Raw genomic sequence first — 21853 nt, 5'->3', positions numbered from 1 at the left:
TTTGGCCGATCAAATGTTATTATGTTACTGAACATTCACCCTGACAGTTGTTGATTCGATGGACTTCGATGCAGGATGGTTCGCTGAACGCCTTGGCGACTGCACGACGCGGGGCATCGCGCGCGAGACCAGTGCGCTGATCAGAAGCGGCGCGCTGCCTGTCGGCGCAAAACTTCCGCCGGTGCGCGATCTGGCCTATGTGCTTGGCGTCAGCCCGGCGACTGTCTCGCAGGCGTGGAGCGAGCTTCGGCGCTACAAGATCATCGGCGGCCGTGGGCGCAACGGCACCTGGATCATGGGCAACCGCTTTGCCGCCCGGCCCGAGCGCCACATGAGCGGCGGCAATTACGGTGCGGACGTTCTGAACCTGGCGATCGCGGAGCCCGATGTGATGCTGTTGCCGCCGCTCGACATCGCGCTGGCGCATGGCGCGCGCGCCGAAAAGCTCAACAGCTACGAGCGGGTGCGCATTCTGCCCGAGCTGGAGGCCGCCGTGCGCCCGTCATGGCCGTACGATCCTGGCGCGTTCCTGGCCACCAATGGCGGCTACAACGCCATCTACACCTTGCTGCATGCGCTGGTCCCGTCGGGGGCGCCGGTGGCTATCGAGAACCCGACGGCGCTTCGCCTTCTCGACATCCTCGAAGATCTCGACGTGCCGATCATCCCGGTGGACTGCGACAGTGAAGGTCCCTTGCCGGATGCACTTGCCAACGCTCTGCGGCAGCGGCCCGTCGCGTTCCTGTTCCAGCCGCGCGTCCATTCGGTGACCGGCGCCTGCATGTCGTCGGCGCGGCTGGAAGTCATCGGCGACCTGCTCGCCGGCACCGACGTACTGATCGTCGAAGATGACGGCGTCGGCGATATTGCCTCGGCGCCGCGCATTTCGCTGGGCCGGCGCTTTCCCGATCGCGTCGTCCACATCCTGTCCTATTCCAAGACCCATGGCCCGGACCTGCGGCTCGCCGTGCTGTCCGGATCGGCGATGATCGTCGAGCAGATCCAGTCCTATCGCAGCTTCAGCTCGGGATGGACCAGCCGTATCCTGCAGGCGGCCACCGCCTGGCTGCTACAGGATCCTGCCACGGCTGACCTCGTTGAGCAGGCGAAGGAGGTCTACCGCCGCCGTCGCGCACGGCTCGCCGGCGAACTGGCGAAACGCAATGTCGCGATCGACGCCGGACACGGTCTCAGCGTCCTCATTCCGGTTGCCTCGGAACCTTACGCGATGGTCACGCTGGCCGCGCACGGCATCGCGGTCCATGCCGGGGCGAAGTTTTCGACCGGAAAAACGAACGCCGTCCGCGTCGCGACCAGCATCCTGGACGAGGAGCACCTCGAGCACGTCGCAAATTCCCTGGCGCTGGCAGCCGACCCGGCGCGGGAGGTTAGCTGAAGGCAGGCCTCCGATGGATAGTCGCCGACTTGCTATATACAGGCCCTGTCCTCCGTCGCGCTCAACTGCCACTGGCGCTTCTCGAGATCATGCTCGGCGTCAACCAGTCCCTCGTGATGGCGCGGCGATGATCAGAAGATCTCACTAATCCGCCGCTCACCGAGACGAGGCTGCAGGTCTAGGCGGGGCCGTTTCCACGGCCCGCGGTGGAGCTTTCCACGCTGACGCACACGCCTGCTTCCATATCGCTGGCCGATGACAGCTTCGAAGAGATCCTTCGAGGGGCAAGAACATGTCGAATCGTCAAATATCACCAACTGCAGGCAGGGAGGTTCGGGACAGCACAATACGGCTGCGCGGCCTATTGGCCGCGGCCGGCGCCACGATCGCCATGGCTTTCGGATTTGGCAGCCTGGCACTCACATCCGTTTTCATCAGACCGCTTGAGGCGGAGTTTGGCTGGTCGCGAGCCGACATCAGCCTTGCCTACACGCTATCGAGCGTCGGCATGGCCCTGGGCGGGCTGTTCTGGGGCCGGCTTGTGGACCGTTTGAATATCAGAACACTGCTATTCATCGGCTCGGCTGGCATGGTGGTCGCGCTCGCCGCGCTTTCCTTTGCCACTTCGCTCTGGCAGATCTATGCCGCCAACTTCGCTTTAGGCGGGCTAGGCTTTGCCTGTCTCTATGCGCCGGTACTTGCCGTGACCGGGCTCTGGTTCGACCGCCGCCGCGGCCTGGCGATAGGGATCGTCACAGCAGGCGGAGCCCTGGGCCAGGGCGTACTGCCCTACGCCGCAAATGCATTGATCGATGGCGTCGGCTGGCGCCTCGCATACGCGATCATGGCTGTGGCGACGACGGCTGCGCTGGCGATCTTCATGCCGGCGGTTCAGGCGCCGCCCGTCAATCGGATCCTTGCCGCACCGGCGCATTTTTCAGCGAGGCCAGGCTTCCAAGGTGGCCATCTTTCCCCGGTGACGCTGCTATCTGCCGCAGCCTTCCTCTGCTGCGCCTGCATGGGCGTCCCGCTGATGCACCTCACGAGCTTCGTCACGGCCGTGTGCGGATCTTCGGATGTCGGATCGCTCAGCCTGCTGATCGCCATGCTGTTCGGCGCCATCGGGCGGATCGTATTCGGGCTCCTCGCCGACCGGGCAGGCAACATTTCTGCCTACGCCCTGGCGTCGTTTATTCAGACGGCATGCGTTGCGATTTTTCCCGCGCTGGACCAGCAGCTGAGCCTGCTGGCGCTGTCGGCGGTTTTTGGCTTCGGCTTTGCCGGAAACATGACATGCCTGATCCTTTGCGTGCGCCAATTTGCGCCAGCCGAACGCTTTGGCCAGTCACTCGGCATCGTCATGCTGATCGCCTGGGTGGGGATGGGCGTGGCCGGATATTTCGGCGGCTTTGTCTATGACAGCTTCGGCAGCTATGGGCCCGCTTTCCTGGCGGCATTTGTCGCAGGCGCGGCCAGTCTCGTGGTTCTGGGCGCATTGGCGGCATCATCCAGCGCAAGAGCGCAGGTCCCATGCAGCCGCGTTCCGGATCCTGCGATGTGCCGCTGATTCAAACGTCGAAATCCATTTACTTCAACGTTGGTTCGAACGCTGCAAACCACGGCCTTCCTGCCAACCTCAGAGATCGAACGGACCGGCGGAGCACCGTCGTCACCAAGCAAGGACCAGCTGAGATGAGCAGTATCTACGACAGCATTCTCGACACGATCGGCAATACGCCGGTCGTCCGCCTTTCCCGCATCAACAACGGCGCCGCTTCGCTCTATGCCAAGCTCGAGGCGTTCAATCCTGGCGGCTCGGTCAAGGACCGGCTTGCCGCCGCGCTCATCGAAGAAGCGGAGAGTTCCGGCGCACTTCGGCCTGGCCAGACGGTGATCGAGGCGACGAGCGGCAACACGGGCATAGGACTCGCCATGGTTTGCGCGAGGAAAGGCTACCCTCTCGTCATCGTCATGCCGGAAAACGCCAGCCTCGAACGCCGCAAGCTGATGCGTTTTTTCGGGGCCAAGGTCGTGTTGACCCCTGCCGTCGAGCGCGGCAGCGGCATGCTCGCCAAGGCGGTCCAACTGGCCGGAGCGCACGGCTGGTTCCTGTGCCGGCAATTCGAGACGCCCGTCAACGCCGATATTCATGCCCGCACGACAGCGCTTGAAATCCTCGCGGCGTTCCAGAACCGTCCACTCGACTACTGGGTCACCGGCACCGGGACCGGCGGAACACTTGCCGGTGTGGCGCGAGTGCTCAAGCGCGAGCGGCCGGAAACGCGGATCATAGTCTGCGAGCCCGACAATTCGGCGCTGCTGTCGAGTGGCATTCCCCAAACTTTCGACGAACAGGGGCTGCCGACTCGGGCGCACACCCGCTTCCGGCCACATCCGATGCAGGGGTGGAGCCCTGATTTCATTCCGCAGATCGTCGGCAACGCGATGGCTGACGATCTTGTGGACGAGATCCTACCCGTTTCAGGCGCCAGCGCTCTGGAAGCCGCGCGCCGGCTTGCGACGGAAGAAGGAATACTGGCGGGCATCTCCGGCGGGGCAACCTTGAGCGGGGCACTGGAAATCGCTCGACGCGTCGGCCCGGACCGAAACGTGCTCTGTATGTTGCCTGATACGGGTGAGCGGTATCTCAGCACGATCCTGTTCGATCACATCAGCGAGGAAATGTCGCCCGCCGAAGAGGCGATCTCTCACTCCACACCCGGCTACCGCTTCGACCGGCCGCCATCCTTCGCCCTTTCATCGGCACCTGTAAACGAAATCCAAATCGATCAGTCGGCGCATGCGATGGTCGACAAGGCGATCCGTGATCCGGAGCGTCCGGTGGTCATGTTCGCGCTGACATGGTGCGAATTCTGCTGGACGGTAAGAAAGCTCTTCGACCGCGCGGGAATCGCCTACAGGTCCATCGAAATCGATGCTCCAGAATTCCAGAAGAACGGCCTGGACGGGGAAATCCGGAAGGCCCTGAGGGCCCGGATCGGTTCGCCTACAATTCCGCAGGTCTTTGTCGGCGGCGAGCATATCGGTGGCTGCATGGATACGCTTGCGGCCTGGCGGGACGGCACGCTCGCCGCCCGGCTGGAGTTCGTCGGGGCAAGCTACACGTCCAGCGCATGCGCAAATCCCGAGAGCCTGCTGCCTCGATGGGTGCGCGCGGCAGCGTGAGATCCCGCCTACGGGCTTTTCAGAGTGCCGTTACCAGCACTAGCCGAGCCGGAACGGGCGTGATCCCGTTTCCGGCTCGGCTTTCATCCGCACCTGTCCGTCCCGGCTCTCTCACGAAGAGAAGAGCAAATCAGCGCAGGCGGAAACCTCGCGCTCCGGAAACGAACGCTTTCGGCAGCGGCACGGACTTGATACAATCCATCGCTAATTTAGCAGGCGCACTAGGATCAACAAAGTGTCGCTCGAAATTCGCGTTCTCGGAGATCTGACCGTCCTTCGCCTTGGCGAGGTCGTTTCCTTGCCGCCTTCGAAAAAGACGCGGGCGCTGCTGGCCTATCTTGCCCTCGTAGAGCGCCCGCAGCGGCGCGAGCGCCTTTGCGAGATGTTCTGGGAGGTACCGGACGATCCTCGCGGCGCCCTGCGCTGGAGCCTCTCGAAGATCCGACAGGTTGTCGAGCTCGGGGACGGCGGGATCCTGGAAGCCGACCGTAACGCAGTTCGCCTGAACACCAGCGAAATCGTGCTGGACGTCGCGCCGCTCCGCGGCCTTGGCGCTCGCGACATAGAGGCTCTCGAAGGGGAGAAACTGGAGGCACTCGCCGGAGCGTTCCGCGGAGGTTTCCTGGATGACCTCTCATTGCCGCGCTGTCCGGAATTCGAAGCCTGGCGCATTGCGACCGCCGACGAACTGCACGTGACGCATCTGCGCATCCTTCGGGTGCTCGTCGACCGGCTGGCGGATGAGCCGGCGCGGGCGCTTCCGTACGCCCATGTCCTTCACGGGTTGGAGCCCGAAGACGAGGCTCTTCGAGCGGACATCCGCCGGCTGAGCGAGGCAGCACGGCAATCCGCCATGGTCCAGAGCCGCGCTTCGAGAACCGAACCCGCGGCCGCTCCCAGCGGAGAGACCGTCACTCCGCAGGTTTGGCCTGCAGCGGAGATACAGCTCCGTCCTCCGCCGGAGCGAGTCCTCGCGCAGGAGATCCGCCGGTGCACGACGCCCGATGGCGCGCGCCTGGCCTATTCCTTGAGTGGTCAAGGTCCCCCTTTGGTAAGGGCCGCGCACTGGATGTCCCATCTCGAGCTCGAATGGGACAGTCCGGTGTGGAAGCATTGGATCGAGGGCCTCTCGGCGCACTACCAGCTGATACGCTACGACCAGCGCGGCAACGGTCTGTCGGACCGGTATCCCGCCGACCTATCCTTCGAAGCCATGGTCGCCGACCTGGAGAGCATCATCGATGCGGCCGGTCTGCGCCGCGTTTCCCTGCTTGGCATTTCCCAAGGGTGCGCCGTTTCGATAGCCTATGCCGTCCGGCATCCCGAGCGCGTGGCCGGGATGGTGCTGTATGGCGGATTTACCAAAGGCTGGCGCAAACGGGGCAATCAGCGCGAAATAGCGCGCCGCGAAGCGATGGGATCGCTGATACAGGAAGGGTGGGGCCAAGACGACCCTGTGTTCCGGCAGATGTTCACCTCCCTCTTCATTCCTGAAGCAACGCCGGAACAGAGGAATTGGTACAACGAGCTGCAACGCAATACCGTCTCGCCGGAGATTGCCCATCGCATTTTCCAGGAAGGCGCCGTCATCGACGTGGACGAGCTGTTACCACGGGTCCGCGTTCCGACTCTGGTGATGCATGCCACGCGGGACGCAGTCATTCCGTTCGACCATGGCCAAGCGATGGCAGGGAAAATTCCCGGCGCGCGTTTCGTCGCGCTCGACAGCGCCAACCACGTGCTGCTTGGCCATGAACCGGCATTCGCGACCTTCGTGGAGGAAACGCGTCGTTTCCTTGCCGACCCTGAACAGACGCAGCAATTGGCCGGCCCTCCGGCGTCCTTGGGAATCAACCGCTCCCGGCAGTACATAACCGTACTAGCCACGGAAGTGGTCAGTCCCATGCATCTCCTCGAAACGGAGGATCCGGAAGTGGCGATCCGCGAATTCCAGCCCGTCGAGGATCGGGTGATAGAAGTCGTGGAGAGTCATGGCGGCGTCGTCACGTCGGCTGCTGACGGGACAATCACCGCAGCATTCGGCCTCGCTCGCGCCACGGAGGATCACGCTTATCTTGCATGCCGCGCCGCGCTTGCGGCCAAGCTGGCGGTGGAGGAGCTTTCCCAGGGCGGGATCCAGTTGAGGGTCGGAATAGACACCGGCGAGGTGATCGTACGGCAGCAATGGACGACCCAAGCCAGCAAGGTTGAACTGGCCGGAGCCGCGCCGCGTGCAGCCAACCGGCTGATGCGTGCCTTGCACCGTGCGACGATCGCCGCGACAGGCCGGGCGCGCGCAGCAGCCGGGGGCTATGTGCAGATGCACCGCTTGGCGCATTCGGAGCATCCACAACTTGGCCGCGACGAACGCGTTTACGAGCTGTTGGGCGAAAATCACGCTCTGTCGCGCTGGCACTTGAGGGCCAACCGCGGCCTCACCGGACTGGTGGCCCGCGAGCTCGAGCTCAAAATCCTTCTTGCAACCTGGCGCAGGGTCAGGGAGGGCCACGGCCAGGTCGTCGGGATCGTCGCGGACCCCGGCATGGGCAAGTCGAGGCTTGCCCATGAATTTCTCTCCCTCGACGAGGTGGCCGGTTTTACTGTGCTTGAATGCGGCGGTCTGGAATTTGATTCGTCAGTTGCTCTCGGGGCTGTAAAGAAGCTGCTGCTCTCGGCCTGTGGCATTCGCGGCGAAGACGGCTTGGCGGAAGCCGAGCGCCTGTTTGCCTTCAAACAGGCGGAGTTGAACCTGGATCCACGTCACACGGCGCCGCTCTCCTTCCTCGCGGACCTGCCGGTCAACGATTCTTCCTGGCGGCATCTCGATGCGCGGGAGCGGACCTCACGCGTATCCGAAGCGATGAGCGCTTTTCTCGTTGCCTTGAGCCGAGCCGCACCCGTCGCCGTGCTTATCGAGGATCTGCACTGGATCGATGCCGAGAGCGAGGCTGTAATGAACAGGCTGGTCGAAGTCATGGGTGCCAACCGCATCATGCTGCTCGCCACCTACAGGCTGCAGTATCGGCACGAATGGAATCGCCGCGGCTATTTCCAGCAGATAAGACTGGAGCGGTTCGCGCGAGATGAAATGGAGCAGTTCCTCACCGAATTGCTAGGATCCGATCCCAGCCTGGGGGAACTGCGGAAATCGCTTGCCGAGCGGGCCGAGGGCACACCGCTATTTCTGGAAGAAATGGTGCGCGGACTGGTGGCGGACGGCGTCCTTGCCGGCCGGTTGGGCCGCTACGAGCTCACGAGACCGGTGGAATCCATCACCGTCCCGTCGACGGTTCAATCGCTCATCGCCGCACGCATCCAGCAGCTAGGTGACTCGGAAAGGCAAGTACTCCAACTGGCTTCGGTTATCGGCAAGAATGTTCCGTTTCCGCTGCTGAGGGCGCTCTCGCCGCTCTCGGAGGCGGAGTTGGAGGCATGCCTGGCCAAACTGCAGAGTCTGGAATTCCTGTTCGAGGTCCAGAGCTATCCTCACGTGGAATATACCTTCAAGCACGCGTTGACGCTGAAGGTGACCAACGAATCTCTGCTGGCGGAGGACCGAAAGAGGCTGCATCGGGCTGCGTTGGTTGCGACGGAAAGACTCTATGCCGGGTCGCTGAACCACCACATCGAGCAATTGGCCGAACACGCTCTTCGTGCCGAGGCATGGGAATCTGCCGCGGATTATCTGCTGCAAGCGGCGGGTCGGGCGGAGGAACGTTCGGCCTATTCCGCCGCGGTCCAGTTCCTGGAAAGCGCCCGCAAGGCGGTCGCCGCGCTGCCCCGAAATCCGACAACCCTGGCCCAGGCGATCAACCTGCGGGTGCGGATGCGACCCGCCTACGGCGCCCTCGGGGCCTACCGGAAGGTGCTGCCGCAGCTGTTGGAAGCGCGCGAACTGGCCATGGAACTGGGCGATCCGCAACTCATTTCCGACGTGTTGCTCCACTTGAGTTATCTTAACAGCTCCCACGGCCGCTACGAGGAGGCGCTGGAACCGGCCGATACACTCAAGCGCGGCGCCACGGCAAACGGCGTGCAGCGCTGCATAAGCGAGTCGGATCTGGCCGCCTCACAGGCGCTTCTGATCCGCAGCGAGGCCCGGCAGGTGCTGGAGCGGCTTGTTCCGCATGAGGAGAGATTCACCAAAGCTTGGCGTCTGGAGCGTTTCGGACAGCTCGGTGCGCGTGCGGTTTGGTACCTGGGGCACCGTGCGCAAGCGGAAGCGCGCCTTGGCCGGTTTGACGATGCGGAGCGTTCGCTTGCCGAACTGCATAAGGTCGCCGCCGAAGTGGCGCGCCCGATCGACAGCTGCGCGGCCGCCTATTTCACCGGTGTGGTGGGCGTCCTGCGCGGACCCGAGCCGACGCTTGTCGAGGCGCTGCAATTGTGGTCCTCCGAAGCCGCGACCAGCGGATCTATCCTACTCCGGCCATGGCTGTTGACGGTGCTCGGGCATGCGGAATTCCTGCTGGGCCGCAACCACGACGCGGGCGCCACCTTGGAGATGGCGGTGACCGAGTCTGAGCGGCTCGATCTTGCCCAGTTCGAATGTCACGCGCGCGCTGTGCTCGCATGCGTGCGTGCGCGCCTCTGTGAGCCGGAAGCTGCGGCCAATCTCGGCCATGCGCTCGAGTTAGCACGGGGGCGCGGCGATCCGTGGAGCCAGATCATCGTACTGCGCGGCCTTGCCGAGCTGAAACCTTCCAGATCGGCGATTGGCTGGCTCGAACAGGCCTGCAATCTTGCCAGGCGGGTGGAATTGCGGCCGGAGCTTGCCCGCTCCTTGCTAGCTCTCGGGCTTGCGAAGCGGCGCGGCAAGATCGCTGGCGCGGATGCCACTCTCGCGGAAGCGGCCAAGCTCTACACAGAAATGCAGATGCGGGACGATTTCTTCGACACGGAGGAGCCGGCCGGAAATATGATACGCGATCGCATAGAAGCTACGGTGTGAATTCTCCGCACCCACGGATCTGCTTCGAAGGGTCGTGCTGCCTGTGGGACAGGCAAGTTGCGGTCATGCAGCTCGCGATCCCGCGGTGTCATGGGACAAAATCTGCCGGACCAAACGATCCGCCACCAGATCTGCGTGGGTCAGCGGCCCCATGTGTCCCGCGCCAGGAACAATCGTACCGATTGCGCCCTGAACGCGGGAAATGAGTTCCCGGGCGATGAGCCGCGTCGGAACTGAAGCAAATTCGCCGCGCAATACCAAGACCGAAAAGCCAAATCGGGCATATTCGCTTGCTGACATCGACTCATGGATCAATGCGTGGAAGTCGAGGCTGGCCTTCGGCAGAAACTGCACCAGTGCCGCCTGAACGCGTGCGGCGGCTGGGGTCACGCCCGGCAAACCAGGTGATCGAGTTGATCTCGAAGCGGGTGATGCCGACGTCGCGCAGGATGTAGTCCGGCAGCTCATTAAGCTGTCGACGGTCCCGCTGGATGCGAATGAAATGCCAGACTGCGGCCAGCATCGTTCCGCCGGCCCAGCGCAAACCTCGCGTTGTGGTGAGGGACAGGGAAGGGTTCATCATTGTACTCATTTCGATTTTCTCCATGGTTGCGGGCGCTAACTATGGCGCCAGTGGAGCCCTTGTCGTGGTCGGGCGTGAGCGTCAGCGTTGATGGCAACGTCGATTTTTGCCGCACCAGCGTTGTATTCGGCGGTCAGGCCGCGGCTCGGCGAGAGGCGTCGAGAAACATTGCCATGTGAGCCGCCAAAGCCTCGGCATCGCGGCCGACGCCGTCGAGGAAGCTGGAGCTTCGATGGCGCATGAAATTCAGGCCTAGCACGTAAAGTCCCGGATACGCGCAGACGCCGCCATCGTTCAGGATTTCGCCCCGGGCGTCGAACACATCCAACTTCAGCCATGGGTATTCGCGGCGATAGCCGGTGGCCCATATGATGGTCTCGATACCCTCGTCGATGAGGTCGATTTCGGTCGGTTCGGCGCTCAGGATCAGGCTCGGAATGGAACCGGGATCGATTGAGTAGCGGCCCTCGCCGGCGGCCGCGCGGTCTATGTTGGCCAGCACGCGCCTCAGTGTGCGTTCCGCCGCCGCGGTCGTGTCGGCGAGATCGCCATTGAACCGAATGCGTGTATCGCAAGCGGCAATGGCTCGACCAACAAGACGAACGCCTTGCTGCCGAAGGCCGGCGAGATCGAGCGACCTGCGCTCGGGTGTACCTATGAGCTGTAGCGAGGGCTGCCGCCGTGCCGCGGCGAGATCCGAGACTTCGGCGACGGGCTTGGCAAGCATTCCCAGCCGGTCGAGCCACCACAGGATGTCGTGCCCGCGGTAGAGCCTCGGCAGGCGTGTATGGCTGCCGACCGACAGGGTTACCGGGCGGCCGGACCGATTGATCTCCTCCGCAAGTTGTATGCCGGTCGCCGAGGCCCCGGCCACGAGAACGCCGCCCTGAGCCAGTTGCCGGGGATTGCGATAGTCCCGCGGCACGATCTGCCTGATGCGGGAGGAGATCTCCTTTGCCAGTGGCGGAATGCGTGGCCTGTCGCTGTATCCGGTCGCGATCACGACCGCACGCACGCTCCATTGGCCGCGATCGGTCAGCAGCCGGAAGCCTCCGTCGATCGTTTCGACCGAAAGCACCTCCACACCGTCCTCCACCGGCGCGGTGATCGAGCACGCGTAATCCTCCAGGAACCCGACGGTCTCAGCCATTGTCATGAAGCCGTTGGGATCGGCGCCGCGATAGCCGCCGCCGGGCAGGCGCGTCATCCAGTTGGGCGTCAGCAGGCGGAGCGAGTCCCACCGTTCGCTGCGCCAGCGCTCCGCGATCCGGCCGCGCTCCAGCACGACGTGGTCGACGCCGCGCTCGGACAGGCATCGGCTCATGGCTAGACCCGCCTGTCCGGCGCCGATAATGGCCACGTCTGTACGCTGCATGGAATCCGCGCCTTGCAAGCAGGGGCAACAGATCGCCGGCGCCATCCTTTTCCAGGACGAGGCCGGCGATATTGCTCTTCCGGACCGAAGTCAGCCTTTCACGACAACCGAGACCGGCACGCCGTTGGTCAGCACGTCGAACACGGCGGAACGGGCACGCGACTGCGTCACGATTTCCTCGAGCTTCTCAGCGGGAGCATCGCCCTTGATCTTGAAGGAGATACGGATGCCTTGGTAGCCGTTGCGGACCTCGTTCGAGATGCCGAGGATGCCGCGAAGGTCGATGTCGCCTTCGACGGTCGATTCCACCTCATGCAGCGTCACCCCGCGCACGGCCGCGATGTTCGCGATGCCGGCCGTGAGGCATGAAGCAAGCGCGTGGAGAAGATATTCGACCGGCGTCGGGCCGTTGTCTGTGCCGCACAGCACCGCTGGATGGTCGCTGTCAGCCTGGTAGGCCATCTTGTGAGACTGCTCGGTGCCAGCGCCGAAGAAATTGGCCATGGTGCTGCTGCTGTGCGTGCCGGCAATCCAGCGGCTCTTGGCACGGAACTGGAACTTGGCAAGCTCGGGCTGCCCCGCGACTGCGTTGATGGTGGCCAGAAGGGTGGGCGTGTCAACGCCGTTCCTTGGCTCCCGCGGCGCCTTCTTAACGGAAGACTTCTCCATGACCATTGTATCGTCCTGCATGTCATTCACTCCTGGTTCGGATGTTGCTCGACCGGGATTGCCCGGACGGCTAAACCTCGGCCGGCAGCGTTTGACGTGCAGTGGGAACAATAGTGGGAAAACGAGAGGTTTTTTGCGTCAGCCGGTAGTGAAGAGCGCCAGGACCGTAATCAGCGAAACGACGGGCCTTCAAACGCTTGCTTCCCGCGACACCGCGATCTCACGCAGCGCCGAGAAGGCGTCAAAACCGAAACCACAGGGTCAACTTGCGTCGTCCGGACCTCTGCGACGACGCAGCCCGTCCAAACGATTTGGGTATTCGACCCCTGGCCTACTCCGCCGCGACCCCCTTCACCTCGAGATAGCTTTCCATTGAATCGTCCATCGCCTGCAGCCAGGGCGTATGGTGCAGCGGCGCCATCGTGCCGGTCATCAGCGAGCGATAGGAATGGTCGCGGAAGCCCATGATGTCTTCCGCCTTGTGGTGCTCCCACTCCATGAAGGTCTGATTGACGGCCTCGACATCGAAGCCGGGATAATCGGTCTGCTCCATCAGCTTCCTGGTGTAGTCGCCCTGGAACCAGATCATCTGCTCGGCGTCTTCCAGCGTTTCCTCGCGTGCCCGCCACTTTTTGCCGTGCTCGGCCATCGCTTCGGCCGAGGGCAGCTTGATGCGACCCATGATGACGTCGCGGGCGAACCAGGCCTGCGCGTCGAACATGTTGAAGGTGTAGAACTGGTCCTGCATGCCGATATAGGACAGCTTGGGGTTTTTCTCCCAGACGACGCCTTCGTAAAGCCCGTCGGGCCACATGCGGTTGGCGGTCTTGAGCTTCAAATCCTCGGTGAGGAACGGGAAGGAATGGAGATAGCCGGTGCACAGAATGATGGCGTCGACGTCTTTGGTGCTGCCGTCCTTGAAATGCGCCGTCTTGCCGACGACCTTCTGCAGCAGCGGCACTTCCTTCCAATTCTCCGGCCATTTGAAGCCCATCGGCTTCGAGCGGTAACTGGAGGTGATCGATCTGGCGCCGTATTTGTAGCATTGCGAGCCGATGTCCTCGGCCGAATAAGAGCGGCCGATGATCAAAATGTCCTTGCCCTTGAATTCCATGGCGTCGCGGAAATCGTGGCTGTGCAGGATACGGCCGTTGAAGGTCGAAAAGCCCTCGAAATAGGGAACGTTGGGCACGGAGAAATGCCCCGAAGCGACGACGACATTGTCGAACTCTTCCGAATAGGTGAGGTCGTTGGTGCGGTCATGCGCGGTGACGGTGAATTTTTTTGTCGTTTCGGAAAAGGTGACCATGCGCACCGGGCTGTTGAAGCGTACCCATTGGCGCACGCCGGACTTTTCGACGCGGCCCTTGATGTAGTCCCACAGCACGGCGCGAGGCGGATAGGAGCCGATCGGCCGGCCGAAATGCTCCTCGAAGGTGTAGTCGGCGAATTCGAGGCATTCCTTCGGGCCGTTCGACCAGAGGTAACGGTACATCGAGCCATGCACGGGATCGCCGTGTTCGTCGAGGCCGGTGCGCCAGGTGTAGTTCCACAGGCCGCCCCAGTCGGACTGCTTTTCGAAGCAGACGATTTCGGGAATGTCGGCGCCCTTGTCGGCGGCCGACTTGAAGGCCCGGAGCTGGGCCATGCCGGACGGCCCGGCTCCGATGACGGCAACACGATCTTTCATTGCGGGCCTCCCGATCTCATTTCCCTAACGAAACAAATTTCACTGACAGGACAGTAATTGCCCCTTCGATGCTGTCAACAGGTCTTGTCGCGAAACCCTCGTTTCACCAAGCTGGATTTCCAAGCGACGTGGTAGCTCGGGCGAAATCCGGACATTGCGCAATTCGACACGGGTGGCTTGCCGTGAGAGTTGCGCTTCTGTATCGGCACCGAATATGTTCACCGTGAGTGAAATGAATCGGCAAGGTCCGGGGTGGCAACATGGCGAAAAAAGCATCCAGTCTAAAGCCTGCTGCAGCCGCCGCGGGCAAAGCCAAGCCGTCGGTTGCTGTAATCGATCCGCGCAAGATACGCGCGCCGCTCACACAAAACCCGCACGCCATTCGCGATACCCGCGAAAAAGTCCTGGAGGTCGCGATCGGCCGCGAGGTGCGGGCATTCCGCAAGAAGCTCGGCATTACGGTGGCCGATCTGGCTGCCGCCACCGACATTTCGTTGGGCATGCTGTCGAAGATCGAGAACGGCATCACCTCGCCGTCGCTGACCACGTTGCAGGCGCTGTCGCGGGCGCTAGGCGTTCCTGTCACCGCTTTCTTCCGCCGCTTCGAGGAAGAGCGCAGTGCCGTCTTCGTCAAGGCCGGCGAAGGGCTCGACGTCGAACGCCGCGGCACGCGCGCCGGCCACCAGTACAATCTGCTCGGCCATATCGGCTCCAACACCAGCGGCGTCGTCGTCGAACCCTATCTGATCACGCTCACCGAGGATTCCGACGTGTTTCCGACCTTCCAGCACGAGGGCATGGAGTTCCTCTATATGCTCGAAGGCGAAGTGGTTTACCGGCACGGCAGCAATCTCTACCCGATGAAGCCCGGCGACAGCCTGTTCTTCGACGCCGACGCGCCGCACGGACCGGAAGTGCTGAGCGTTCTGCCGATGCGCTATTTGTCGATCATCTGCTACCCGCAAAGCGCGGGTTAGCGGAGCTCGATCTCCCCCTTGGTCGCCTCGTGAGGGAGATCGGCGGCTTCGCGACGGCTACTCTTTTGCAGCATTGGGGATTGGCGAAAGCCGAAGTGACATTCGATCTCCCCCCTTGAGGGGGAGATGTCCGGCAGGACAGAGGGGGGCGAACCGCGATGACGCATAATCTAGTATCCGCCAACAACCGCCGCAATGCGCGCAGGATGCGCAAGGCGATGACCGATGCCGAACTCAAGCTTTGGAATGAGATCAGGGCACACAGGTTGATGGGACTGGGATTTCGACGCCAGATGCCTATCGCCGGCCATGTCGTCGATTTTGCATGCCCGGACAAAAAGCTGATCGTCGAGCTTGATGGTTCCCAGCATGGCCAGGCCGAAACGTCGGAATCGGACGCTGCAAGAACCGCGAAGTTCGAAGCGCTGGGCTGGACGGTCCTGCGCTTCTGGAACGACGATGTCATTCGCGATATCGACAATGTCTGTCAGCATGTCGTGATCGTGGCTGGGCTGGGCGGCGCGGCGTGAGCTTCGCGGAGGCGCTGGGGTGGGAGATTGGGCAAGGCCGGCGCTCCACGGCGCCCCCCTCTGCCCTGCCGGGCATCTCCCCCTCTAGGGGGGAGATTGGCTGCTTTAGGGGCAGCGCCAACAGGGGCGAGAAAAACTCAATCCGGCCCGAACCCAGGCGACGTCGGGCTGCCATCATCCAACCTCGACAGCCACTCGACCAGTGTCGGCCGATAGCGCGTCAGGCCCTTGTAATTGGCGAGTTCCTCGGGCAGGTCGCGGATGACGCGGTGCAGGCGCCGTGCCCATTTCGGCTGCGTCACCAGCTCGTCCATCTTGATCAGGTAGCAGCGGATCGGGAAGACGATCGCGTTCGAGCGCGGCAGCCGCCAGAAGCTCTGCAGCTCAACGCGCAGATGCACTTTTTCGCCGACATTTTCCGGCGTCACCGTGGCGCGGTCCGAGCCCCATTTGTGGTAATTTTCCGGGCTGGTGTCGAGGCGCGGATTGATGGTCATCGTCCAGTTCAGCCGGCGCGCCGGCTTGCCCTGCTGAATGTTGGTGAGGAACTTCAGCGCCCGGACGAATATCCCCTTCTCATGCGCCAGCGGCACCGGCGCGTGCCATTCGAAGAAGTTCATGCCGATGTCGAAATCGAGCGACCAGTCGGCCTGGGTGGTGACCATGCCGGCATCCATCCACAGATTGCCGTCGCGCTGGTCGAGGATGCAGAAATCGCCCTGGCTCTGGCGGGTGATATATTCCATCGGCCCATAGGGCAGCGTCGAGACGTCACCGAAGGTGAAGCTGTCGTCGATGCCGAGCGGCCGGTTGATCCAGCGCCAGCGGTCGCCGTCGCGCGTCAGCGTGAAATGCTCGGGATAGCCCAGCGCCTGCTGCTCCATCAAAAGCTCGAGCAGATCCCAGCCGGCCAGCGTCATGTGCGGCAGCGACTGGCAGCGCAGCGGGTCTTCGGCCAGCACCAAAGCGCGGTCCTGCATTTCGGCGACATAGTGCTCGTCGACGTCGATCAAATTCTCCAGCACGCTGCCCTTCGGCCCGACGACATGCGGCTCGATATTGACCGCATACATGTAGCTGTCTTCATGGAACGGGAAAGGAAACCGCCTGATGTGCTCCGGGCTGTTCCTGAAGGTGAAGTCGTCGCGGAACGTTTCCTTGCGAAAGGTGATGCCCAAGCTCGCCTCCTATCTTTCCAGCACCAGCGACCGACCCTCGAAGCGCGACACGCAGGGCATGATCTTGCAGCCCGAACGGTGGTCTTCTTCGCTCAGCCAATGGTCGTTGTGGATGAATTTGCCGTCATGCGAAATGACGTTGGTCTCGCACTGGCCGCAGACGCCGCCACGGCAGAGATAGGGCGGATCGACGCAGGCCGCCTCGATTGCCTCGAGCAGGCTCTGCTGCTCGTCGACACGGATTGTCTTGCCGCTGAGCGCCAGCGTCACGTCGAAAGGCGCGCCGGGCTGCGGCGCCGCGAAATGCTCGAAATGCACGGTCTCGGGAGGCCAGCCGAGCGCCGCGGCACGCTCGCGCACCCAGCCGATCATGCCGGACGGGCCGCAGACATAGAGATGCGTGCCGAGCGGCTGCGACGACAGCAGCCGGTCGAGATCGACGCGCTCGTCGCGGTCGTCGTGATAGAACCTGACCCGGCGGTCGTAGCGCTCTCTCAGCAGATCGGCATAGGTGCCGAGCGAGGCGGTGCGGCAGGTGTAGTGCAGCTCGAAATTGCCGCCTTCCGCCGCCAGCTGCGCGGTCTGCGCCATGAACGGGGTGATGCCGATGCCGCCGGCCAGCATCAGATGCTTCCTGGCGCGCAGATCGAGCGAGAACAGGTTGACGGGATAGCTGACCACCATCTCCGTGCCCGGCCTGACCTGCCTGTGCATGAACAGCGAGCCGCCGCGGCCGGCGTCGTCGCGGCGCACCGAGATGGTGTATTCGCGGGTGTCTAGCGGCGAGCCCATCAGCGAATAGGGATTGAGCCTGGTGCGTTCGCCATCGCGCATCTCGACGACCACATGGGCGCCGCCGGAAAAGGTCGGCAAAAGCTCGCCGTCGCGCCTGCGGAAATGAAAGCGCGTCACCAGCTCGTTGACCGGAACGACATCGCTGACGACAACGTCGAGCTTGGTGGTGCCGGTGCTCATCGAAAGACCTCCTCCGTTGGAGGAATTTCGCTGCGGTCCTCGGCATTGATGCAGACGCCCTGGAACGCGGCGAGGCGCCGCGAATAGTGGTCGCGCACCAGAAGCAAGAGGCCGCAATGCGAACAGGTCGCCGGCTGCGTCGTGACGTTCTCGGTGATGCCCTTGCAATGGACGCACTGCATGCGGCGCGCCAGCGAGCCGCGATGCTCGGTCTGGATCGAGGTGTGGTCGATGCCGGCTTCGAGCGCCGCCTGCATGGCCTGGCCGATCAGGCCTTCGGTGCCGGCAAGATAGAGCCTGAGCCCCATATGCGCGTTGGCCAGCGTCTGCTTCAGCCGCGGCAGGGCGCTGGCAAAGGAATGGCCGAGGTAGAACTGCGCCGGCTTCAGTGCTTCGAGCACATCGGCATATTTGCCGTCGCGGCCGGGAATGAAGATGATGTGGGCGCCGCCGAAGAAATCCGCCGGGGCCTTAGCGGCCAGATCGGCAATCGCCAGCGCTCCCTCTGCATCCGCTATGAAAAGATGATGCTTGCCAGGCTGCGGAGACAGGGTCCCATAGACCGGGCGGCTGATGATGCTTTTCGCTGCCATACCCGCAGTATGCCTCAGCCTTTCGCCGTGCGCTTGGTCTTCTTCGGATCGTCGAAGGGAAGCGGCTCGGCCGTTGCGCTGATGGCGCCGCTCTTGTTGCGAATCTCAAGCCTGGTGCCCTGCACCGCGCAGTCGACGTCGAGCCGGGCGATGCCCATCGATTTCCTGACCAGCGGCGAATACATGGCGCAGGTCACCACGCCGACTTTTTTGCCGTCGCGATAGACCGGTGCGCCCTCGTCGGCTGGCTCCTTGCCTTCGAGCAGCACGCCGAAGATCTTGAAGCGTTCCTTGCCCTTGAGGCGATAGTGCTCCTCGGCGCCGCGAAAGCCCGTCTTGCCGGGGCTGACGGTGAAGTCGAGACCGAGCTCCCACAGCGTGTCGCCCGGGCCTTCGTTCTCGAACGGGTATTTCTGCGAATTGTCGTAGGGGTAAAACAGCAGGTAGCTCTCGACGCGCAGCATGTCGAGCGTGGTGAAGCGGCACGGAATGATGCCGGCGCTCTTGCCCTCGTCGAGGATCCTGTCCCAGATCGTGCCGGCGTCCTGGCCGCGGCAGAAGATCTCGTAGCCGCGCTCGCCGGTATAGCCGGTGCGCGAGATCATCACCGGAAAACCGAACAGTTGCGTCTGCATGTGGTGGAAATAGTTGAGGTCGCGAATGCCGGGCACATGCTTTGCCAGATAATCGATCGCCGTCGGGCCTTGCAGCGAAAGGTCGTGCAGATTGTCGTCGAAGCGCAGCGACACGTCACGACCGACCGATGCGCGCTGCAGCTCTTCATGGCCGGTGCCCGAGCCATGCACGACCATCCAGGAATTCGGGCCGGTGCGGTAGAGGATGCAGTCGTCGGTGAACTTGCCGGCCTCGTTGAGCATGCAGGCATAGGCCGACTTGCCGGGATAGATCTTTTCGACATCGCGCGTCGTCGCCAGGTCGATCAGGTGCGAGGCGTGCGGCCCGGTGATGTGGACCTTCTTCAAACCGGACACGTCCATCAGGCCGGCCTTGGTGCGGATGGCGATGTACTCTTCGTCGGCGTCCTTGTCGTAGGTCCAGGCGGTGCCCATGCCGCTCCAGTCCTCGAGCTTCGAGCCGAGCGCCCGGTGGCGGTCCGCAAGGGCCGAAAATCTCCAGGATGCCGTCATCCGCTGGTCCTCCGTTCGACAGAACTTTTTGCTTTCCCCTGCTCCCGGCACACAGGCGGGAGCGTTGCCGAATATTGATCGCAAACGCCGGGAGCCTGCAATACCCGTAAGCAAATAATTTCATTGTCAGGCAAATCCGCGGACCAAACAAACGGTTAACGCTGTGTAAAATCGTCTTGACAATTCCAAAATTCGGCCGGATTTTATGAAAAAAATTTCACTCTCTTGAAAGAGGGCAATGACCGGCCAATCCGGACCGGGCGTTGAAAAAGGGGAAAGCCGATGTCCGACCTGCAACAGCGCGTCGAAGCGTTGTACCGTTCCGACGTGCGTGGATCCATGCTCCTGATCGTCTGCCTGTGGGCGACGATCCTCTTTGTCCTGTTCATGACATGGCCGTACATTCCCGACGCCGGCATCAAGCTCGTTGTCGCGGTCGCCGCCGGCGCCGTGCTGATCTTCAACACGGCCGCGATCCTGGCGATGGTCAACCACTACAAGGAAGACAAGGACTTCATCTACGGCCTCGACATCAAGAATGCCGACGCCTACCGCAACCGCAAGTCCTGAGGGGGAGACGCATGGCCCGCTATACACCGCCCGAACAGAGCAAGGCCGGACAGGTTTTCGATATCGCCGTCGTCGTGGTCGCGATTTTCGTCGCGCTGTGGCTGCCGCTGAAACTAGGGCTGGCAGGGGCGGCAAAATCCATCGACGCGCTCGACGCCAAGACGTGGGAAGCGCTCGGACAAAACCCGACCATGGCCTCGATCTGGGAAAAGCTCGGCTACACGCCGGAAACCGCGCACGACATCATCCAGAACCGGTTCCACTACATCATCGACTGGCCGACGCTGATCATCATGGCCGCGGTGCTGATCGGCTATTTCATCTTTCTGTTCCGCGCATCGGACCGCGAATACCGCGACGTCATCGACGAAAAGTTCGGCGACAAATAGATAGGGAAGCATCGTCATGTGGGTGGCACTCTCTTACGCATGCTGGGGCATCTCGATCGTGCTCGCGCTGTGGATGCTCTACGACTGGTTCAAGATCGATACGACCTATTCCGAAGAGATGCTGACCTCGTCCAGGGAAGGCGAACTTGAAGCCGTGTCCGAAAAACACCGGATCTGAGTGGGGGATTGAACGATGACGATCACGGCTGAACCAGCGGTGCAAGTGCAAGGCGACAGGGTTTCGCTGCTCAGGGTGCTTGGCCCCGCCCATGTCTGGGCGCTCGGCGTCGGCATCGTTCTGGTCGGTGAATTCACCGGCTGGAATTTCGCGGCGGACAAGGGCGGCGCGCTGGCCGCGCTGATCGTCTGCTGGATCGTCGGGCTGCTCTACACGTCGGTGGCGATGATCGATTCCGAAGTCACCTCGACGGTCGCTGCCGCCGGCGGCCAATATGCCCAGGCAAAGCACATTGTCGGGCCGCTGATGGCCTTCAACGTCGCGCTTTTCCTGGTCTTTGCCTATACCATGCTCGAAGTGTCGGACGCGATCCTGCTCGGCGACACGATCGTCGCCAAGGCCGGCGTCGAGGGCCTCAACCACAATTCCTTCATCGCAGCGACCATCGTCGTTCTGGCGTGGCTGAACTATCGCGGCGTGCTGATGACGCTCAACGTCAACTTCGTCATCACCGCCGTCGCCTATGTCTCGATCGTCATCCTGTTCTTCTCGGTCAGCCCGTGGACGCAAGGCGCCGTGCTGAAGCTGAACGAGTTGGTGACCCCCGGCAACGCCCTGCCCTATGGCTGGATCGGCGTCATCGCCGCCTTCCAGTTCGGCATCTGGTACTATCTCGGCATCGAGGGCACCACGCAGGCCGCCGAGGAAGTGCGCTCGCCGGCGCGCTCGCTGCCCTACGGCACGATGGCCGGTATGATCACGCTTTTGATCGCCGCCGCCATGACCTGGTATGTCTGCGCCTCGCTGATGCCCTGGGAATATCTCGGCATCACCTACTATCCGCTGTGGGACGCAGGCAAACTGACCGGCAGTGCGCTGCTGGAGAACCTGTTGTTCATCGCGACGCTGCTTGCCGCACTCGCCTCCGCCAATGGCTGCATCAACGACGCCGCGCGCGCCTGGTTCTCGCTCGGCCGCGACCGCTATCTGCCGACCTGGTTCTCGGCGGTGCATCCGAAATACCGCACGCCCTACCGTTCGATCCTGTTCCTGCTGCCGATCGCGCTGGCCTTCGCCTTCATCGCCGACCTCAACCAGGCGATCACCTTCTCGATCCTGTCGGGCGTGCTGCAATACACCTTCATGAGCATCAACATCATCATGTTCAGGAAGAAGTGGCCGCTCGGCTCGATCCGCCGCGGCTACACCCATCCGTTCCATCCGCTGCCGGCGATCGTGCTGTTCTGCCTTTGCGTGGTCACCTTCTTTGCGATCTTCCTCGGCTTCGGTTCGCAGCTGATCGCCATGGTCGCTTTCTACTTCCTGATCTCGCTGTGGTTCCACTTCTACCGCTACAAATTCGTGCGCCGCGGCGCCCAGTTCACCATGCCGTGGCCGAAGCCGCAGGGGTACTGACGGGAGGCGCGCCCTGTCGGGCGGACATTTGCGTGACAAGGTGCGTTAG

Annotated in this window: 18 protein-coding genes; 10 read left to right on the top strand and 8 right to left on the bottom strand. The window is 62.7% G+C overall.

Annotated features, from left to right (window positions below; all coding sequences use genetic code 11):
• Nucleotides 1-58 precede the first annotated feature (58 nt).
• From NKI95_RS16095 to NKI95_RS16080, 4 genes are all read left to right on the top strand, one after another.
• A complete protein-coding gene (locus tag NKI95_RS16095) occupies nt 59-1396 on the top strand; it encodes an aminotransferase-like domain-containing protein (protein ID WP_352717943.1) in 1338 nt (445 codons plus the stop codon).
• A gap of 292 nt (nt 1397-1688) precedes the next feature.
• Nucleotides 1689-2963 carry an MFS transporter gene (locus tag NKI95_RS16090; protein ID WP_352717941.1) on the top strand — a complete coding sequence of 425 codons (1275 nt, stop codon included), beginning with the start codon at nt 1689-1691 and terminating at the stop codon, nt 2961-2963.
• Nucleotides 2964-3088: 125 nt separating this feature from the next.
• Nucleotides 3089-4582: a cysteine synthase A gene (gene cysK, locus NKI95_RS16085; protein WP_352717939.1), complete on the top strand. Its 1494-nt coding sequence runs from the start codon at nt 3089-3091 to the stop codon at nt 4580-4582.
• A 235-nt stretch (nt 4583-4817) separates the two neighbouring features.
• Entirely contained in the window at nt 4818-9533 is a 4716-nt protein-coding gene (locus NKI95_RS16080; protein WP_352717937.1) for an alpha/beta fold hydrolase, read from the top strand.
• Between the two features lie 304 nt (nt 9534-9837).
• Here the strand turns inward: NKI95_RS16080 and NKI95_RS16075 are convergent, their stop codons facing one another.
• From NKI95_RS16075 to NKI95_RS16060, 4 genes are all read right to left on the bottom strand, one after another.
• Nucleotides 9838-10140, bottom strand: coding sequence for a DUF1127 domain-containing protein (locus tag NKI95_RS16075; RefSeq protein ID WP_352717936.1), 303 nt, complete (start codon nt 10138-10140; stop codon nt 9838-9840).
• 109 nt (nt 10141-10249) lie between these two features.
• Complete coding sequence (locus NKI95_RS16070; protein ID WP_352717934.1) at nt 10250-11536, bottom strand: NAD(P)-binding domain-containing protein; 1287 nt, start codon at nt 11534-11536, stop codon at nt 10250-10252.
• 45 nt (nt 11537-11581) lie between these two features.
• The gene (locus tag NKI95_RS16065) at nt 11582-12166 is read right to left on the bottom strand and encodes an OsmC family protein (protein ID WP_352717932.1); all 585 of its coding nucleotides are present in this window, start codon (nt 12164-12166) and stop codon (nt 11582-11584) included.
• Between the two features lie 325 nt (nt 12167-12491).
• Complete coding sequence (locus NKI95_RS16060; protein WP_352717930.1) at nt 12492-13850, bottom strand: trimethylamine monooxygenase; 1359 nt, start codon at nt 13848-13850, stop codon at nt 12492-12494.
• A gap of 260 nt (nt 13851-14110) precedes the next feature.
• Between NKI95_RS16060 and NKI95_RS16055 the strand changes: the two genes are divergently transcribed.
• Complete coding sequence (locus tag NKI95_RS16055) at nt 14111-14827, top strand: helix-turn-helix domain-containing protein (RefSeq protein WP_352717928.1); 717 nt, start codon at nt 14111-14113, stop codon at nt 14825-14827.
• Between the two features lie 158 nt (nt 14828-14985).
• Complete coding sequence (locus NKI95_RS16050) at nt 14986-15357, top strand: endonuclease domain-containing protein (RefSeq protein WP_352717926.1); 372 nt, start codon at nt 14986-14988, stop codon at nt 15355-15357.
• Nucleotides 15358-15494: 137 nt separating this feature from the next.
• Here NKI95_RS16050 and NKI95_RS16045 read toward each other — a convergent pair whose 3' ends face one another.
• From NKI95_RS16045 to NKI95_RS16030, 4 genes are read right to left on the bottom strand one after another with little or no spacing between them, the layout of a single operon-like run.
• A complete protein-coding gene (locus NKI95_RS16045) occupies nt 15495-16535 on the bottom strand; it encodes a heme-dependent oxidative N-demethylase family protein (protein WP_352717924.1) in 1041 nt (346 codons plus the stop codon).
• Nucleotides 16536-16544: 9 nt separating this feature from the next.
• Nucleotides 16545-17510, bottom strand: coding sequence for a PDR/VanB family oxidoreductase (locus tag NKI95_RS16040; protein ID WP_352717922.1), 966 nt, complete (start codon nt 17508-17510; stop codon nt 16545-16547).
• Entirely contained in the window at nt 17507-18103 is a 597-nt protein-coding gene (locus NKI95_RS16035; RefSeq protein ID WP_352717920.1) for a dimethylamine monooxygenase subunit DmmA family protein, read from the bottom strand. The genes NKI95_RS16040 and NKI95_RS16035 overlap by 4 nt, the downstream gene beginning before the upstream one ends.
• 14 nt (nt 18104-18117) lie before the next feature.
• Nucleotides 18118-19251: an aminomethyl transferase family protein gene (locus NKI95_RS16030; protein ID WP_352717918.1), complete on the bottom strand. Its 1134-nt coding sequence runs from the start codon at nt 19249-19251 to the stop codon at nt 18118-18120.
• A 282-nt stretch (nt 19252-19533) separates the two neighbouring features.
• Here NKI95_RS16030 and NKI95_RS16025 point away from each other — a divergent pair, with 282 nt between their 5' ends.
• The 4 genes from NKI95_RS16025 to NKI95_RS16010 are packed head-to-tail and all read left to right on the top strand — an operon-like array spanning nt 19534 to nt 21804.
• Nucleotides 19534-19821, top strand: a complete 288-nt coding sequence (locus NKI95_RS16025) for a hypothetical protein (RefSeq protein WP_292653877.1) — start codon at nt 19534-19536, stop codon at nt 19819-19821.
• Nucleotides 19822-19832: 11 nt separating this feature from the next.
• Nucleotides 19833-20210 (top strand): hypothetical protein, encoded by a 378-nt coding sequence (locus NKI95_RS16020; protein WP_023673992.1) that lies wholly within the window; start codon nt 19833-19835, stop codon nt 20208-20210.
• Between the two features lie 16 nt (nt 20211-20226).
• Nucleotides 20227-20388 carry a hypothetical protein gene (locus NKI95_RS16015; protein WP_023673991.1) on the top strand — a complete coding sequence of 54 codons (162 nt, stop codon included), beginning with the start codon at nt 20227-20229 and terminating at the stop codon, nt 20386-20388.
• Between the two features lie 15 nt (nt 20389-20403).
• Nucleotides 20404-21804 (top strand): APC family permease, encoded by a 1401-nt coding sequence (locus NKI95_RS16010; RefSeq protein WP_352717916.1) that lies wholly within the window; start codon nt 20404-20406, stop codon nt 21802-21804.
• Nucleotides 21805-21853 lie beyond the last annotated feature (49 nt).

Origin of the sequence: Mesorhizobium sp. M0306, assembly GCF_040321655.1 — a bacterium.
Taxonomy (GTDB): Bacteria; Pseudomonadota; Alphaproteobacteria; order Rhizobiales; family Rhizobiaceae; genus Mesorhizobium.
Note: the sequence above shows the minus strand (reverse complement) of the source record. Positions and strands in the feature narration are given on the sequence as shown.